A 17,532-nucleotide genomic window follows, 5' to 3' on the forward strand; every position below is an offset into this window, starting at 1 on the left:
GACGACCGCGTTCCCCCGCAGTCGTCTTTTTTTCGTGTTACGCTGTGATCCAAGCTTCGTCAGCTGGATTTTTACGCCACTCTTGTAATTTTTTCGTTTCAGCTTGTCCGATCATACCTTTTTCTGCTGCTACTTCAGTTAATGCACTGTAGTCGCTTAAAGAGTATGATGCTACGTTAGCTGCTTCTAGCTTTTCTTTTCCTGCTTCAAGCTCGTATGTGAAGATTGATACGATTCCTAATACTTCACAGCCAGCTTCGCGAAGTGCTTCTACACATGTAATAGCACTACCGCCAGTTGAAATTAAGTCTTCTACTACTACTACTTTTTGACCTTTTTCAGCTTTTCCTTCGATTTGGTTCCCTTTACCATGACCTTTTGCTTTACTACGTACGTAGCACATTGGTAAATCCATACGATCGCTTACCCATGCAGCGTGCGCAATACCAGCAGTTGCTGTTCCTGCAATAACTTCTACAGTTGGGAAGTGCTCTTTAATTAACTCTTCTAATCCAGCTGCAATTGCTTGACGTACTTTCGGATAAGATAAAGTTAAACGGTTATCACAATAAATTGGTGATTTCATACCTGAAGACCATGTGAATGGATCATTTGGTTGTAAAAATACTGCTCCAATTTCTAATAAATGCGATGCGATTTCTTTTTTCATACTGTTACACCTTCCCACTGTTGTTTTACTGTTTTATACGCTTCAAGCGGATTTTCTGCTTTTGTAATACTACGTCCAACTACGATATAGCTTGAGCCAAGTTCCCTCGCACGTTTCGGTGTTGCTACGCGCACCTGGTCATTTACATCATCGCTTGCAAGACGAATCCCCGGTGTTACTGTTACAAATTCATTTCCGCATACTTCACGTAATTTTGGAACTTCAAGTGTTGAGCAAACAACGCCATCAAGTCCACTTTCTTTCGTTAGTTTTGCATAATGAGCAACCGCTTCTTCTAACGTTTTCTCAATGCCGATCTCTTTTTTCATCATATCTTCCGAAGTGCTTGTTAGTTGTGTAACTGCAATACAAATCGGTCTCTCTTTTCCTTCTTGCTTACCTTCCTCTAATCCCTCAATCGCAGCTTTCATCATACTGCTTCCCCCAGCAGCATGAACATTTACCATATCTACATCTAGACTAGCTAGGCTACGCATAGCGCTTTTTACTGTATTCGGAATATCATGAAGTTTTAAATCTAGAAAGATTTTATGTCCTTTTTCTTTTAAGTACGTAATAATCGCAGGGCCTTCTTTGTAAAATAACTCCATACCAACTTTGACAAATAACTCTTCCCCTTCAAAGTGGTGCAAGAATTGTTCTACATCTTGTTTCCCTGGGAAATCTAGTGCAACGATTAACGACTGTGACATGTTTGCTTCCAGCTCCTTCCTTGACATTCCGAAATGTGATCAAATCCTAATTCATCTAGTAATGCTGGTAACTCTTCAATAATTGTCGGACATACGAACGGATCGATAAAGTTCGCTGTACCTACTGCAACTGCGCTTGCGCCAGCGTAGAAGAATTCGATTACATCTTCCGCTGTTTCAATACCACCCATTCCGATAATTGGAATGTTAACCGCTTGGCTTACTTCATGTACCATACGAATTGCTACTGGCTTAATCGCAGGACCTGATAATCCGCCTGTACGGTTCGCTAAAATTGGTTTAGCTGTTTTTAAATCTAGACGCATACCAAGCAATGTATTAATCATCGTTAAACCATCTGCACCTGCATTTTCAATCGCTTTTGCAATTTCTACAATGTTTGCCACGTTCGGTGACAATTTCACGTATACAGGTACTTCAGAAACCTCTTTTACTCGCTTCGTTAAATCAGCAGCAATTTCAGGATTTGTACCAAAGGCGATACCACCTGTTTTTACATTTGGACAAGAAATGTTTAATTCTAGTGCATGAACATTAGGTGCTTTAGAAATTTCCTTTGCAACCGCTACATAATCTTCAGCTTGTGAGCCTGCAACGTTCGCAATGATTGGAAGATCAAATTGTTCTAACCATGGTAATTCAGAATTCATTACTTTTTCTAATCCTGGGTTTTGAAGTCCGATTGCATTTAACATGCCACCCGGTGTTTCAGCAACACGAGGCGTAGGATTTCCATAGCGTGGTTGTTCTGTTGTCGCTTTAATCATGATTGATCCTAGTACACTTAAATCGTAAAACTGTGCATATTCACGACCAAATCCAAAGCATCCAGATGCCGGTATAATTGGATTTTTTAATGATAATCCTGGTAATTCAACTTGCAGTCTGTTCATAGTACAACCTCCCCGATTGGAAATACTGGTCCGTCGCTACACACCTTCTTGTAAGAATGTCCACTTGGATCTTCTTGTAAGTGGCATACACATGCGAAACAAGCTCCAATACCACAGCCCATACGTTCTTCTAATGAAATATAGGCTTTTTTCTCTTTGTAACGTCCTTCTAATGCACGAAGCATCGCTAACGGACCACATGAATAAAGAATATCAAAGTCAATTCCGTAATGATCAATTACATCTGTGACAAATCCTTTTGTACCGTGTGTACCGTCTACTGTCGCAACGTACGTATCACCAAGTTCTGCAAATTTTTCTTCATAGAAAACTACATCTTTCGTTTGAAAACCTAAGATGTGAATCACACGTACACCTTTTGCAACAAGGCGCTGTGATAATTCATAAAGTGGTGGTACACCAATTCCCCCGCCTACTAGTAAAGCTGTTTGACCAGTTTCTGCTTCTTCTACAGGAAAACCGTGTCCTAGTGGTCCTAGTACGTCTACCATTTCACCTTGTTTTCTAGTTGCTAATGTTTTTGTCCCTTGTCCTTCCGCACGATATAGCATTGTAAACTCGTTCTTCTCTTGATCTACATTACAAATACTAATTGGGCGGCGCAGAAGGGGCGCAATGCCCTCTGCTACCTTAATGTGTACAAACTGTCCTGGTTCTTTCATTTGCTGTACTAACGTTCCTTGAAGCACTAATTCGTAAATATTTTTTGCGATTTCTTTTTGATTAACGACGATCATATTTTGCTTTTGCATCATGCATGTACCACCTCGTGACGCTTTGTTTGCGTAATTTCTTTCATTGAATGAGCTGAGAATGTCATAGATTCTAATACTCGTAAGATTGCTCTCGTTGTATCAAGTGATGTTAAGCAAGCTACACCATTTTCTACTGATTCACGGCGAATGCGGAAACCATCACGCGCTGGTTGTTTACCTTTTGTTAGCGTATTGATTACAAACTGTGCTTTTCCTTGACGGATAATATCTAGTAAGTTGTAGTCTTCAGAATCAATTTTGTTTACAACTTGTACTGGGATATTTTGCTCTGTTAACGATTGTGCTGTTCCAGCTGTTGCTAATAAGTTATAGCCGATTTCGTGGAAACGTTTTGCAATTTCCATCGCTTCTTCTTTATCTTTATCTGCTACAGTAATGATTACTGATCCGTGAGTTGGGATGTTAATTCCAGAAGCAACTAACCCTTTGTATAATGCTTTTTCAAGCGTTAAATCTTTACCCATTACTTCCCCTGTTGATTTCATTTCAGGTCCTAATGTTGTATCAACTGAGCGTAGTTTCGCGAATGAGAATACCGGAGCTTTTACATATACTTCTTTCTCTTCTGGGTGATAACCCGTTCCGTATCCTTGCTCTACTAGGTCTTGCCCTAAAATAACTTTCGTTGCAACGTTCGCCATTGGTACACCTGTAATTTTACTTAAGAATGGTACTGTACGGCTCGCACGCGGATTTACTTCAATTACGTACACTTGATCTTCGAATACTACAAACTGGATATTTAGTAATCCAACAATGTTTAATCCTTTTCCAAGTGCAATTGTATGCTCAATAATTTGTTCTTTTAATTTTTCAGATAAGCTTTGTGGTGGATATACTCCAATTGAGTCACCAGAGTGAACTCCAGCGCGCTCAATATGTTCCATAATACCTGGAATGAACACATTCTCACCGTCTGAAATTGCATCTACTTCAATTTCTTTACCAACCATGTAACGGTCGATTAATACTGGGTGATCTGCGTGAACTTTAACTGCATTTTTCATGTAGTGCAGTAGTTCTTCTTGACGATATACGATTTCCATCGCACGTCCACCTAGTACGTAAGATGGTCTTACTAATACCGGGTAACCAATTTCTTCTGCGATTGCTACCGCTTGTTCTACAGTCGTTGCTGTTTTACCAACTGGTTGTGGGATACCAAGCTTTGTTAAAGCAGCTTCGAATTTATCACGATCTTCTGCACGGTCTAAGTCTTCAAGTGATGTTCCTAAGATTTTCACACCATGAGCCTCTAATTTCGCCGCTAAGTTAATTGCCGTTTGTCCACCGAACTGAACGATAACACCTTCTGGTTTTTCTAAATCGATGATGTGCATTACATCTTCAATCGTCAATGGTTCAAAGTATAATTTGTCAGAAATACTGAAGTCTGTTGAAACTGTTTCTGGGTTATTGTTAATGATAATTGCTTCATATCCAGCTTCTTTAATTGCCCATACTGAGTGAACTGTTGCGTAGTCAAACTCAACACCTTGACCAATGCGGATCGGACCAGATCCTAGAACTACTACACTCTTACGATCTGTTACAATTGATTCGTTCTCATCAGCGTATGTGCTGTAGTAATATGGTGTTGCAGATTCAAATTCTGCGGCACAAGTATCTACCATTTTGAATACTGGCGTCATATTATTTTCTTTACGCATATCGTAAATTTCGCGCTCCGTTTTGTTCCAAGCAGCTGCAATATAGTGATCGCTGAAGCCCATTTCTTTTGCAGTTTGTAGTACTTCCATATTTCCTACATTCGCTTTTACTTCGCGTTCCATATTTACGATATTTTCAACTTTTTGTAAGAAGAAGAAGTCCATTTCACACCATTCGTTAATCTCTTCTTTCGTTACACCTTGACGAATCGCTTCTGCTACGATAAACAGTCGCTCATCATCTGCTTTAATAATGCGTTTTTTCATTGTTTCTTTATCAAGTTCTTTTAAGTGGTCTAATTCTAAGTGATAAATGCCAAGCTCTAAAGAACGAACTGCTTTTAATAATGATTCTTCTAAGTTACGTCCGATTGACATAACTTCACCAGTTGCTTTCATTTGCGTTCCAAGTGTTCTGTTCGCTGATTCAAACTTATCAAATGGCCAGCGTGGAATTTTTGAAACAACATAGTCTAGTGCTGGCTCGAAGCAAGCGTAAGTTTTTTGTGTTACTGGGTTTACAATTTCATCTAATGTTAAGCCGACTGCAATTTTCGCTGCTAATTTCGCAATTGGATATCCAGTTGCTTTAGATGCTAGTGCAGATGAACGACTTACACGTGGATTTACTTCGATTACATAGTATTGGAAGCTATATGGATCTAATGCAAGCTGAACGTTACATCCACCTTCAATTCCTAGTGCACGAATAATTCGTAATGAAGTGTTACGCAACATTTGGTATTCACGATCGCTTAGCGTTTGGCTTGGTGCTACAACGATAGAATCACCCGTATGAACACCAACTGGATCGATGTTTTCCATGTTACATACTACAATCGCGTTATCATTTGAATCACGCATTACTTCATATTCAATTTCTTTACAGCCAGCAATACTTTTCTCTAATAAACATTGCGTTACTGGACTATGTTTTAAACCACTTGTTACAATTTCAATTAGCTCTTCTTCGTTATGACAAATTCCGCCGCCCGTTCCGCCTAATGTAAATGCTGGACGAACGATTACTGGATAACCAATTTCTTTTACAAAGCCATATGCTTCATCAAGGTTATGAATAATTTCACTTGGTGGTGTTGGTTCATTTAACTCTTGCATTAATGTACGGAATAAATCACGATCTTCCGCTTGCTCGATTGCTGATAATTTCGTTCCTAAAATTTCAACTCCGCACTCTTCAAGTACGCCTGATTTTGCAAGTTCAACAGCCATGTTTAAACCTGTTTGACCACCTAATGTTGGTAAGATTGCATCTGGACGTTCTTTACGAATGATTCGGCTTACGAATTCTAATGTTAAAGGCTCAATATATACTTTATCTGCTGTTGCAGTATCAGTCATAATTGTTGCTGGGTTAGAGTTAACAAGGATTACTTTGTAACCTTCCTCTTTAAGAGATTGACAAGCTTGTGTACCAGAGTAGTCAAACTCCGCTGCTTGCCCAATTACAATTGGTCCTGATCCGATTACTAAAATTGTGTTAATGTCTAGGCGTTTTGGCATAACTCTTCCCCTTCTTTCTTGAAGTTTTCAATCATTGTTAAGAAATCTTCGAATAAATCATTTGCATCTTCTGGTCCTGCTGAAGCTTCTGGATGGTATTGAACTGTAAATGCTGGAAACTTCTTATGACGAAGACCTTCTACTGTTCCATCATTTAAAGCAACATGTGTAATTTCAAGCTCTGTATTTTCAACTGATTCTTCTTCTACTGCGTAACCATGGTTTTGAGATGTAATTGCTACTTTTCCAGTTGCAATATTTTTTACTGGATGGTTTAAACCACGGTGACCGAATTTTAACTTACTTGTATTCGCACCAGATGCTAGAGCGAACAATTGATGTCCTAGGCAAATTCCGAATAAAGGAACTTTACCGATAATGTCTTTTAACATTTCAATTGCTTCTGGTACATCTTTTGGATCCCCAGGTCCGTTACTTAACATAATTCCATCTGGACTAAGGCGTAAAATTTCTTCGGCTGTTGTGTTGTAAGGAACTACAATTACATCACAATCACGTTTATTTAATTCTCGTAAAATACCATGTTTCATACCGAAGTCTACTAGTACGACGCGATGTCCGCGGCCTGGGCTTGGATATGGATCTTTCGTTGATACGCGTTTTACATGATCTGTAAATACTGTCGCTTTTAATTGACTCACGATGTACTCTACATCTGCATCCATGTTACATAGGCGTCCGCGTAATGTACCGTATTGACGAATTTTTCTCGTTAATTTTCTCGTATCAATCCCTGCTAATCCTGGGATGTTTCTTTCTTTTAAGTAGTCATTTAACGAAATTTCGTTACGGAAATTTGATGGGTGATCACAAATTTCATTTACGATTAAACCATTTACAGATGGGTGAATCGATTCAAAATCATCACGGTTGATGCCGTAGTTTCCGATTAGTGGGTACGTGAATGTTACAATTTGACCGCAATATGATGGATCAGATAATGTTTCTTGATATCCAGTCATTCCTGTTGTAAATACAACCTCACCTGACTTTTCGATTTCTCCTCCGAAACCTGTTCCAATTAATACTGTTCCATCTTCTAAGATAAGTTGTCTTTTCATACTAATGCACTCTCCTTTTGCCATGCGATCTTACCACCAACGATTGTCATTACCGGCCATCCTTGGCATTTCCAACCTGCGAATGGTGTATTTTTTCCTTTTGATAAGAATGTTGTTGGGTCAATCTCTTCTTCTTGTTCTAAATCAATGATTGTAATATCAGCTGTTCTACCTTCTTTCAGGCGACCTGCTTCTAAGCCGAATGTATCAGCTGGTTTTTCTGTTAAGAATTGAATTAACTGCTCTAGTGTAATAATTCCTTTTTTCACAAGGTTTGTGTATAGAAGTGGGAATGCAGTTTCAAAACCAGTAATCCCGAATGGTGCTCTTTCAATTCCTTGCGCTTTCTCTTCTGCTGTATGCGGTGCATGGTCAGTTGCGATCATATCGATTGTTCCATCTAATAAACCTTCAATTAATGCTGCGTGGTCTTCTTTTCCACGAAGCGGTGGGTTCATTTTAAAATTAGGATCAGCTGATGGGATATCATCTTCACATAACACTAAGTGATGAGGCGTTACCTCTGCTGTTACTTTAATTCCAGCGCGCTTTGCATCACGAATTACGCGTACAGAGCCTTTCGTACTTACGTGACATACGTGATAGTGACAATCTGCTGCTTCAGCAAGCAGTATATCCCTTGCAATATGTACAGATTCACATACTGATGGGATACCGTTTAATCCGTGTTTCTCAGAAAACTTCCCTTCATGTACACAACCTTTATTAATAAGAGTATTCTCTTCACAGTGCGCAACTACTGCCATATTTAATTTCGCTGCACGCTTCATAGCAGCTAACATCATGCTAGCATCTTGTACGCCTACACCATCATCAGTGAAAGCAAATGCTCCAAGCTCTTTTAATGTTTCGAAATCTGTCATTTCAGAACCCGCTTGACGTACTGTAATTGCTCCATATGGTAGTACGTTAACATGTGCTTTTTCTTTAATACGATTTTGCAGGTCTTTCATATGTTCTCTGCAATCTGGTACTGGACGTGTATTTGGCATTGCGCAAATTGTAGTGAATCCACCTTTTGCCGCTGCTAATGTACCTGTTTCAATTGTTTCTTTATGTTCACCACCTGGTTCACGAAGGTGTACGTGTACATCTACTAATCCAGGTGCGATTAACTTTCCGTTCACATCGATCACTTCAGCATTATCTGCCGTAATATTTTCTGCTACTTTAGCGATTTTACCGTCTTGTACGAGAAGATCCGTTGCTACGATTTTTCCTTCTTCATTCATATAACGACCATTTTTAAACAAATAATTCATGTTTCATTCCTCCTAATACATTTGGCAAGGCGCGTTTTAGTACAGCCATTCTTACGTAAACTCCATTTTCCATTTGTTTAAATATGCGTGAACGCTCACACTCAACAAGTTCACTTGCAATTTCAACATCACGGTTTACAGGAGCTGGATGCATAATAATGCTTCCTTCTTTCATACGCTTTTCTCTTTCCACTGTTAATCCGTGTTTCTCATGATACTCTTTCATAATGTCTGTTTCATAATGATCATGACGCTCATGTTGTACACGGAGTAACATCATTACGTCCACTTCTGGAACAAGTTCATCCAATGATTTGTATGTTCCAAATGTGTTGTCTTCATCTTTCCATTCTTCTGGACTTGCAAAGTAAATTGTTGCACCCAGCTTCGTTAATGCTTCTGCATTAGAACGTGCTACTCGGCTATGACGAACATCTCCTACTATCGCAATCTTCAAACCTTCAAATCTTCCAAACTCTTGTTTAATGGTAAGAAGATCGAGTAGGCACTGTGTTGGATGATTTCCACATCCATCTCCAGCGTTTAAGATTGGAATATTCACCTGATCTTTTAGTTCATCGAAGTAGCGATCTTGCTCATGGCGGATGACCACTGCTTTTGTTCCGATTGATTCTAGTGTTCTTATCGTATCGTATAAAGTTTCTCCTTTTTGTACGCTAGATGCATCAGCTGAAAAGTTTAAAACATCAAGTCCTAATCTCTTCTCAGCAACTTCAAAGCTAAATCTCGTTCTCGTACTATTCTCAAAGAACAAGTTCGCAACAAAAGTTTGCTCTGTCGTTTTGCTCTCTTTCCCATTCGCAAAATCTTCTGCGTCTTTTAGGATTTCTGAAATTTCTACTTCCGATAATTCACTCATCGTTAACAAATGGCTCATCGTCATCCCTCATCTTTCTGATTTTTATGTTACCACTTTTGTATTTTTATAACAACCTTTGCATAAAAATACCCTAGTCGTGTGAGACTAGGGTGCAAGAAAGAAGCCACCCTTTCCGGTCTCACAGGACTGAATTAAAAGGTTATTATTATGAAGCAATCTGGTTAGATTGTTTTATTTGTTTCGTTTCCGGTAGTAGTAGATTTAACAGTACACCTACAATTGCTGCTAGTGCCATTCCTTCTACTTGGAATGATTCTCCTACGTGAAGTACCGCTCCACCAATACCGATTACTAGTATTACTGATGCAATCATTAAGTTTCGTTTGTCACTTAAATCTGTTTTATCGTCTACCATCATGCGTAATCCGCTTGATGCGATTACACCGAATAGTAAGATTGATACACCACCCATAACTGGTGTTGGGATCGAATGAATCAGCGCAGAAATCTTACCGATAAATCCAAACATGATTGCGAATACCGCTGAACCGATGAATAAGTATACACTGTACGCTCTTGTAATTGCGAGCACGCCGATGTTTTCACCATACGTTGTATTCGGTGGTCCACCGATTAGTGATGCGATTAATGTTGCTACTCCATCACCGAAGATTGAACGGTGTAAACCTGGTTTTTCAATCAAATCTCTTTTAATAACATTTCCTAATACAATTTGATGTCCGATATGTTCTGAAATTGTTACTAGTGCAACTGGTACCATCAAGAGTACAATCTTCCATGAAAACTCTGGTGTATATGTTACAAATGGTACTGTGAAATCTGGTACAACAAACCATTTTGCCTCAGCTACCGGCTTTAAGTCTACTAGCCCTTGGAAGTAAGCGAAGATGTAACCTCCAATGATTCCAAGTAAAACTGGTATGATACTGAAGAACCCTCTCCCGAATATGGAGCAAATGATTGTAATTGCTAATGTTACTAATGCTACCGAAAAATGTGTAAAGCTATATTTGCCATCGGCACCGTTCATTGCCATGTTAACTGCTGTATGTGCTAGTGCTAAACCGATTACCATTACTACCGGTCCAACTACGATTGGCGGAAGTAATTTCATAATCCACTTTGATCCTGATTTCTTAATTCCGAGTGAGATTAAGATGTAAACAAGTCCTGCTAGCAAACCACCGAGCATCGCTGCTCCAGGTCCACCTGCTGTTTTTGCTGTTATAATCGGTGCAATAAAGGCGAATGATGATCCTAGGTAGGCAGGTACTTGACCTTTCGTTATAAGAAGAAACGCTAGCGTTCCTAATCCACTTGATATTAATGCTACTGACGGATTCAATCCTGTTAAAAACGGAACAAGCACTGTTGATCCAAACATCGCGAACAAATGTTGTATACTTAAAAATAACCATTTTCCCGGTTTCGGTACTTCATTAACGTCTAACACTGGCTTTTGTTCCATTGTTACATCCTCCTTCAGTTTAAATCTTTGCAATAAAAAAACTCTTTGTGCCTGTGCACAAAGAGTCCTACACTTTCGTATGCCAAATTTGACATATGAAAGCCAAGACCCTTTGGCAGCCTCACAGGACTACATTTAAAAGGGCTTTACTTATCGTATATGCTTACTCGATCTTGTTGATCTGTCTCTTGCAAATCAACTTCGATACGCTCTTCACTTGATGTTGGAATGTTCTTTCCTACATAATCAGCGCGAATCGGTAATTCACGATGACCTCTATCAACAAGAACCGCCAGTTGGATTTGTGATGGTCTACCTAAATCCATAAGAGCATCCATTGCTGCTCGAACTGTTCTGCCTGTATATAATACATCATCCACAAGGATAACTTTTTTCTTCGTAATATCTACAGGGATATCAGAACCTTTTACAAGTGGCTCTTTATTTTTTGATTGTAGTGTTAAATCATCACGATATAACGTAATGTCTAACTCTCCAACTTCTATTTCTTTTCCTTCAATTTGACCAATTCGTTCTGCCAAACGTTGTGCAATAAAAATTCCACGAGTTTTAATTCCGACAAGAACACAATTATCGACACCTTTATTTCGTTCCACGATTTCATGACTAATTCGTGTTAAAGCGCGGCGAATCATTTGGTCATCTAAAACGACAGCTTTCTCTTGCATGCTCTACACCTCCAAGCTTTTTTCTTGCGTGAGAGTAATGGTATAAAAAAAGTCCTCTCAACGTGTGCGAGAGGACTTTTGAAAAAGGGTACAACATACCCTATGTATTTCAAACCGTTACCTTCTCAACCTCACGGGGCTGTGTTAAAGGATCATTATTTAACTGTTGTCAGTATCTCAGTTTTCTTATGATTTGTCAATACTATTTTCGTAAAATATTTAATGCGTCTTCAAACACTTCTGGAATCGGTGCCTCAAACTGAATATATTCACCAGTACGAGGATGATCAAATCCTAAAATGCCTGCGTGAAGTGCTTGTCCATTCATGTCTAATGTTTTCTTTGGTCCATACTTTGGATCTCCTGCAAGTGGATAGCCAATATATTTCATATGAACACGAATTTGATGTGTACGCCCTGTTTCTAAGCGACATTCTACAAGGGTGAAATCTTTGAATCGCTCTAACACTTGGAAATGCGTAACAGCATGCTTACCATTTTCATCAACCGTCATACTTTGACGTTCTTTCTTATCACGAGCAATCGGAGCATCAATTGTTCCCTTATCATGCGGAATAACACCGTGTACAATCGCTTTGTAACGTCTTGTTACTGTTTTTGCTACAAGTTGATTTACAAGTGATTCGTGTGCCATATCATTTTTAGCAACCATTAATAGGCCTGATGTATCCTTATCAATACGATGCACGATACCTGGACGCATTACACCGTTAATACCCGATAAGTCTGTACAATGGTGCATAAGACCGTTCACAAGCGTTCCACTTGTATGACCTGGTGCTGGATGTACAACCATACCACGCGGCTTATTAACAACGAGTACATCTGCATCTTCATAATAAATTTCTAAATTCATATCTTCTGGTTGAATATCTAACTCTTCTGGCTCAGGAATCGTCACTGTAATTTCATCATTTTCTCTAACTTTATAATTCCCTTTTACCGCTTTTCCATTAACTGTTACAACGTCATCTTTAATCCATTGCTGTACTTGTGTACGTGACCATTCATTATTTATTCCTGCAACGAATTTATCAATTCGCTCATTTTTTTGTTCTTCTGCAACTGTTACTTGTACTACTTCACTCATTCAATTACTCCTTCGTTTTCTTGCCTTCTAATAATGTTTGAATAATAATTAATACAACACCAATACATAATGCTGAATCAGCTATATTGAATACTGGATAGTTGTACGAGAAAATATACACGTGAATGAAATCCACTACTTCTTGTCTAAATACACGATCAATAAAATTGCCAATTGCTCCGCCTAAAATTAGACCTAATGAAATTCCTAGAAGCTTGTCTGTTTTCGCATATTTTTTCATATAAAATACGATAAATACTACAAAAACGACTGTAATAATGTAGAAGAACCACATTTTATTTTCTAAAATGCCCCAAGCAGCTCCTCTATTTCGATGTGATGTTATGTATAATACATTATCGATAATCGGAATGCTCGTACCCAATTCCATGTTCTTTACAATTAGCCATTTCGATATTTGATCGATGGCAATGACAAATAACGCTATTACATAATATATCATTTTCATTTCCCCCACAAAGACAGTGTACCTCAAAATTTTAGCATAGCTGCAACCTTTTCACAATGAACCTTTATAGAAGAATAAAATAAATTAAAAAAAGGTAATATAATATCGTTGTGCACATTCATACATTTACTTTTTCATAGAAAAATTCATGAATGGTACGGGCAGTCGGCATCGTTTTCATTTGTTTTACCGAAATTACTCTCCCCGTGTCTTCACAAATACCATACATATCTATTTCCATTTTAAATAATGCACGTTCTACATCTTTTAAATCCTCTTTTATATCATGTAACAAAAGTTTTTTCTTTATCTCTTCCTTCATTTCATATCCAAGCTCTTCGCTAAACTCTGTATCATATTTGTGCATGACCTCTTTAGCTAGCCTCTCTTGTAACTCTTTTCGCATCAATTGCAATTCTTCTTTGATTTCCATATACATTTCATTCACGTGTACATTCCTCCCAGTTGCAATGTACGATTAGTGTGTCCGAAATTTATATGCTTACCTCTCACACATTTTTCCTTCATAGGAAAGAGAGTGAAAGTTATTTCAATATACTGTTAACAAAAAAATGACTGCACTTTACGTGCAGTCATCCCTTATTATTTTACATAATTTTCTTTAACAACCGTTGCACAACGCTCACATAATGTTTCATGTTCAGCGTCTTTACCAATTGTTTCTGAAACTACCCAACAACGTTCACATGTTTCACCAGTTGCTTGAGCAACAACAACCGCTGTATGTTCATACTTCGGTGCATCTGCTGGCGCTTCTTCCATCATGCCACCAAGTTTGTACTCAGAAACGATGAATAATTGCTTTAAGTCTTCGTTAATAGACTCTAACATAGCTTTCATTTCTGCAGTTGGATATAGCGTAATGCTTGCATTTAATGACTTACCGATTACCTTCTCATTACGAGCTACTTCTAACGCTTTTAATACGTCATCACGCAATGTCATAAATGCATCCCATTTTGTTTTTAATGCTTCCGCATCATCTAATTGTACAGCTTCTGGCATATCCGTTAATTGTACACTTTCTTCTGTTACGCCTGGAATGTATGGCCATACTTCATCAGCTGTATGCGGTAAGATTGGTGTTACAAGTTTCGTCAATGCAACAAGAACATCATATAATACTGTTTGGATTGCACGACGATCTTCATGGTTCGCACCTTCAATGTATAAAATGTCTTTTGCAAAGTCTAAGTAGAATGAACTTAAATCAATTGTACAGAAGTTATGAATTGCATGATATACAGCAGCGAAGTCGTATGTCTCATATGCTTCTTTTACTTTTGTAATTAAGTCATTTAATTTCACTAACATGTAACGATCTACTTCACGAAGTTCAGCTACAGCTACTGTATTTTCACTTGGCTTAAAGTCGTCTAAGTTTCCTAATAAGAAACGGAATGTGTTACGGATTTTACGATATACTTCTGCAACTTGTTTTAAAATATCATCTGAAATACGTACGTCAGATTGATAGTCAACAGAAGATACCCATAAGCGTAAAATATCTCCGCCTAATTGATCCATAATTTTCTTCGGTACGACGATATTTCCAATCGACTTACTCATTTTACGTCCTTCACCATCTAATACGAAGCCATGGCTTAGTACACCTTTATATGGAGCTTTGCCTGTTACAGCAACTGCTGTTGATAATGAAGAGTTAAACCAACCACGATATTGGTCAGATCCTTCTAAATATAAATCAGCTGGACGTTGTAAGTCATCGCGCTCTTCTAATACCGCTTGGTGAGAAGAACCTGAGTCGAACCATACATCCATGATGTCTGTTTCTTTACGGAATTCACCATTCGGGCTACCTGGATGTGTGAATCCTTCTGGTAATAGATCTTTCGCTTCACGCTCGAACCATACGTTAGAACCGTGCTCACGGAATAAATCTGCTACGTGGTTAATTGTTTCATCTGTAATAATTGGATCACCATTCTCAGCATAGAATACAGGAATTGGCACACCCCATGCACGCTGACGAGAAATACACCAGTCGCCACGGTCACGAACCATGTTATGAAGACGAGTTTCGCCCCATGCTGGTACCCATTTTGTTTCCGCAACAGCTTCTAATAACTCTTTACGGAATGCTTCAATAGATGCAAACCACTGTGCTGTCGCACGGAAAATAATTGGTTTTTTCGTTCTCCAATCATGTGGGTATGAATGCGTAATGAATGTTAGTTTCAGTAACGCGCCTACTTCTTCTAATTTTTCTGTAATTGGCTTGTTAGCTTTATCATAGAATAAGCCTTCAAATCCAGGTGCTTCCTCTGTTAATACACCTTTATCATCAACTGGGCAAAGTACTTCTAATCCATACTTTTTACCAACAACAAAGTCATCTTCCCCGTGTCCTGGTGCTGTATGAACACAACCTGTACCTGCATCTGTTGTTACGTGATCTCCTAACATAACTAATGAATCACGATCGTAGAATGGATGTTTTGCAACTGTATACTCAAGTTCGCTACCTTTTACCGTTTTCACAACTTCAGCATTTTCCCACTCTAACGTTTTTGCAACTGTCTCAAATAGTTCAGAAGCAATAATATATTTTTCATCATTTACTTTTACAATAGCGTATTCAAGTTCTGGATGAACAGAAATACCTAAGTTTGCAGGTAACGTCCAAGGTGTAGTTGTCCAGATAATGTATTTCTCATCACCTTCTAATACGTTCTTTCCATCTTTAACAGGGAATGCTACGTAAATAGATGCTGATTTCTTATCTTGGTATTCAATTTCAGCTTCCGCTAAAGCTGATTCACTCGTTGGTGACCAGTAAACTGGTTTTTGTCCTTTATAGATATAACCTTTTTTCGCCATATCACCAAACACTTTAATTTGTTGTGCTTCATAAGCTGGCTCTAAAGTAATGTATGGGTTATCCCAATCAGCACGTACACCTAAACGCTTAAATTGTTCACGTTGACGTTCTACTTGTTCATATGCATACTCTGCACATAACTTACGGAACTCAGCAACTGTCATTTCTTTACGCTTTACACCTTTATTTGTTAAAGCTTGTTCAATTGGTAAACCGTGCGTATCCCAACCTGGCACATATGGTGCACAGAAACCAGTCATTGATTTATAACGAACGATAAAGTCTTTTAATACTTTATTTAATGCATGTCCCATATGAATGTCACCATTGGCATATGGAGGTCCATCATGCAGTACAAATAAAGGACGACCTTTCGTATGTTCTTGTACCTTTTCATAAATATTCATTTCCGCCCACTTTTCTTGCATTGCAGGCTCACGTTTTGGTAAATTCCCACGCATTGGGAACTCTGTTTTTGGCATTAGTAATGTATTTTTGTACTCCATGCTCAATTCCTCCTTACATGTATAAAAGAAAGACCTAAAAAACGGAATAAAAAAGAGACTTTCTCATCCCAAAAAGGGACGAGAAAGTCTCCCGCGGTACCACCCTAGTAGATCCTATACGTATGTATACAATCCTCTTTATATTCTTAACGCGAATATACGCCTACGCTTACTCTATTTGTTCAGCGCGGAACTCCAGGGTGATATTCCCATTATCTCCTTATCCTGAGCTTACACCATCCTCAGTTCGCTATATAAGGTATGAAAAAGGTACTTATCCCTATCTTCGTTTTTCTTAATAAATATGTTGTTTAAAATTATATGTAATAATGAGAAAAACGTCAAGCTTACACTGTTTCTTCTTTTTTCAACAGCTCGTCTACTTCGTCTTCTAACTCAATTAGTTTATCCCAATCATCGTTGTTTAACATTTCAAGCTGTGTTTCTAATAACATACGGAAACGAGTGCGGAATACTTTCGCTTGTTTCTTTAGCTCTTCAATATCAAAAGCAACTTTTCTTGATTTTACTAACGCTTCATTAATAATACGGTCTGCATTCTTTTCAGCTTCACGTACGATTAATTTTGCTTCTTTTTGCGCATTACGTTTTACTTCTTCCGCTGCTTCTTGTGCAACAACGATAGATTTGTTTAACGTATCTTCAATATTAGAGAAATGATCTAATTTCCCTTCTAATTGCGCAACTTTTTCTTCTAAAGCTTTTTTCTCACGAATGACTAATTCATAATCTTTGATAATTTGATCAAGAAACTCATTTACTTGATCCTCATCATAGCCACGGAATCCGCGACCAAATTCTTTGTTATGAATATCTAATGGTGTTAACGGCACAACGCCACCTCCAAGTAGTTATCTAAATTTCCTCTTTCAATTATATCTTTTCTTCGA

At 38.3% G+C, this 17,532-nt stretch carries 15 protein-coding genes and 1 other annotated feature; all 15 genes read right to left on the bottom strand.

Annotation, left to right across the window (positions count from 1 at the left end):
- Positions 1 to 37 precede the first annotated feature (37 nt).
- On the bottom strand, positions 38 to 670 hold the full coding sequence (gene pyrE / locus ACVWY7_RS10155) for an orotate phosphoribosyltransferase (RefSeq protein ID WP_000711447.1): 633 nt from the start codon (positions 668 to 670) through the stop codon (positions 38 to 40).
- Positions 667 to 1,383 carry an orotidine-5'-phosphate decarboxylase gene (gene pyrF, locus ACVWY7_RS10160; RefSeq protein WP_000083489.1) on the bottom strand — a complete coding sequence of 239 codons (717 nt, stop codon included), beginning with the start codon at positions 1,381 to 1,383 and terminating at the stop codon, positions 667 to 669. The genes pyrE and pyrF overlap by 4 nt, the downstream gene beginning before the upstream one ends.
- Positions 1,368 to 2,297, bottom strand: a complete 930-nt coding sequence (gene pyrD / locus ACVWY7_RS10165; protein ID WP_001081057.1) for a dihydroorotate oxidase B catalytic subunit — start codon at positions 2,295 to 2,297, stop codon at positions 1,368 to 1,370. Before pyrD ends, pyrF begins: the two co-directional genes overlap by 16 nt.
- On the bottom strand, positions 2,294 to 3,073 hold the full coding sequence (gene pyrK, locus ACVWY7_RS10170; RefSeq protein ID WP_000983350.1) for a dihydroorotate oxidase B electron transfer subunit: 780 nt from the start codon (positions 3,071 to 3,073) through the stop codon (positions 2,294 to 2,296). Before pyrK ends, pyrD begins: the two co-directional genes overlap by 4 nt.
- Entirely contained in the window at positions 3,070 to 6,288 is a 3,219-nt protein-coding gene (gene carB, locus ACVWY7_RS10175) for a carbamoyl-phosphate synthase large subunit (protein ID WP_001126115.1), read from the bottom strand. The genes pyrK and carB overlap by 4 nt, the downstream gene beginning before the upstream one ends.
- A complete protein-coding gene (locus ACVWY7_RS10180; RefSeq protein WP_000828679.1) occupies positions 6,273 to 7,370 on the bottom strand; it encodes a carbamoyl phosphate synthase small subunit in 1,098 nt (365 codons plus the stop codon). The genes carB and ACVWY7_RS10180 overlap by 16 nt, the downstream gene beginning before the upstream one ends.
- Positions 7,367 to 8,653, bottom strand: a complete 1,287-nt coding sequence (pyrC, locus tag ACVWY7_RS10185) for a dihydroorotase (RefSeq protein WP_144507604.1) — start codon at positions 8,651 to 8,653, stop codon at positions 7,367 to 7,369. Before pyrC ends, ACVWY7_RS10180 begins: the two co-directional genes overlap by 4 nt.
- Positions 8,637 to 9,551: an aspartate carbamoyltransferase gene (gene pyrB, locus ACVWY7_RS10190; RefSeq protein WP_000018857.1), complete on the bottom strand. Its 915-nt coding sequence runs from the start codon at positions 9,549 to 9,551 to the stop codon at positions 8,637 to 8,639. Before pyrB ends, pyrC begins: the two co-directional genes overlap by 17 nt.
- A gap of 148 nt (positions 9,552 to 9,699) precedes the next feature.
- Positions 9,700 to 10,983 carry a uracil permease gene (gene uraA / locus ACVWY7_RS10195; protein WP_000435935.1) on the bottom strand — a complete coding sequence of 428 codons (1,284 nt, stop codon included), beginning with the start codon at positions 10,981 to 10,983 and terminating at the stop codon, positions 9,700 to 9,702.
- Between the two features lie 146 nt (positions 10,984 to 11,129).
- Positions 11,130 to 11,672: a bifunctional pyrimidine operon transcriptional regulator/uracil phosphoribosyltransferase gene (gene pyrR, locus ACVWY7_RS10200; protein WP_001156487.1), complete on the bottom strand. Its 543-nt coding sequence runs from the start codon at positions 11,670 to 11,672 to the stop codon at positions 11,130 to 11,132.
- A gap of 202 nt (positions 11,673 to 11,874) precedes the next feature.
- Entirely contained in the window at positions 11,875 to 12,783 is a 909-nt protein-coding gene (locus ACVWY7_RS10205) for an RluA family pseudouridine synthase (RefSeq protein ID WP_000005838.1), read from the bottom strand.
- 4 nt (positions 12,784 to 12,787) lie between these two features.
- Positions 12,788 to 13,246 (bottom strand): lipoprotein signal peptidase LspA, encoded by a 459-nt coding sequence (lspA, locus tag ACVWY7_RS10210; protein ID WP_000642181.1) that lies wholly within the window; start codon positions 13,244 to 13,246, stop codon positions 12,788 to 12,790.
- A gap of 124 nt (positions 13,247 to 13,370) precedes the next feature.
- A complete protein-coding gene (locus ACVWY7_RS10215) occupies positions 13,371 to 13,700 on the bottom strand; it encodes a TraR/DksA family transcriptional regulator (protein WP_001004661.1) in 330 nt (109 codons plus the stop codon).
- 155 nt (positions 13,701 to 13,855) lie between these two features.
- Positions 13,856 to 16,621: an isoleucine--tRNA ligase gene (gene ileS2, locus ACVWY7_RS10220; protein WP_000455930.1), complete on the bottom strand. Its 2,766-nt coding sequence runs from the start codon at positions 16,619 to 16,621 to the stop codon at positions 13,856 to 13,858.
- 71 nt (positions 16,622 to 16,692) lie between these two features.
- Positions 16,693 to 16,917 (bottom strand) — a binding site (T-box leader).
- 51 nt (positions 16,918 to 16,968) lie between these two features.
- Positions 16,969 to 17,475 carry a septum site-determining protein DivIVA gene (divIVA, locus tag ACVWY7_RS10225; protein WP_001131611.1) on the bottom strand — a complete coding sequence of 169 codons (507 nt, stop codon included), beginning with the start codon at positions 17,473 to 17,475 and terminating at the stop codon, positions 16,969 to 16,971.
- Positions 17,476 to 17,532 lie beyond the last annotated feature (57 nt).

This window comes from Bacillus sp. TE9106W (assembly GCF_054062215.1).

Bases quoted from the DNA above. Each gene is read 5' to 3' on its own strand.
- pyrE (WP_000711447.1), bottom strand. From the start codon at position 670: ATGAAAAAAGAAATCGCATCGCATTTATTAGAAATTGGAGCAGTATTT.
- pyrF (WP_000083489.1), bottom strand. From the start codon at position 1,383: ATGTCACAGTCGTTAATCGTTGCACTAGATTTCCCAGGGAAACAAGAT.
- pyrD (WP_001081057.1), bottom strand. From the start codon at position 2,297: ATGAACAGACTGCAAGTTGAATTACCAGGATTATCATTAAAAAATCCA.
- pyrK (WP_000983350.1), bottom strand. From the start codon at position 3,073: ATGATGCAAAAGCAAAATATGATCGTCGTTAATCAAAAAGAAATCGCA.
- carB (WP_001126115.1), bottom strand. From the start codon at position 6,288: ATGCCAAAACGCCTAGACATTAACACAATTTTAGTAATCGGATCAGGA.
- ACVWY7_RS10180 (WP_000828679.1), bottom strand. From the start codon at position 7,370: ATGAAAAGACAACTTATCTTAGAAGATGGAACAGTATTAATTGGAACA.
- pyrC (WP_144507604.1), bottom strand. From the start codon at position 8,653: ATGAATTATTTGTTTAAAAATGGTCGTTATATGAATGAAGAAGGAAAA.
- pyrB (WP_000018857.1), bottom strand. From the start codon at position 9,551: ATGAGCCATTTGTTAACGATGAGTGAATTATCGGAAGTAGAAATTTCA.
- uraA (WP_000435935.1), bottom strand. From the start codon at position 10,983: ATGGAACAAAAGCCAGTGTTAGACGTTAATGAAGTACCGAAACCGGGA.
- pyrR (WP_001156487.1), bottom strand. From the start codon at position 11,672: ATGCAAGAGAAAGCTGTCGTTTTAGATGACCAAATGATTCGCCGCGCT.
- ACVWY7_RS10205 (WP_000005838.1), bottom strand. From the start codon at position 12,783: ATGAGTGAAGTAGTACAAGTAACAGTTGCAGAAGAACAAAAAAATGAG.
- lspA (WP_000642181.1), bottom strand. From the start codon at position 13,246: ATGATATATTATGTAATAGCGTTATTTGTCATTGCCATCGATCAAATA.
- ileS2 (WP_000455930.1), bottom strand. From the start codon at position 16,621: ATGGAGTACAAAAATACATTACTAATGCCAAAAACAGAGTTCCCAATG.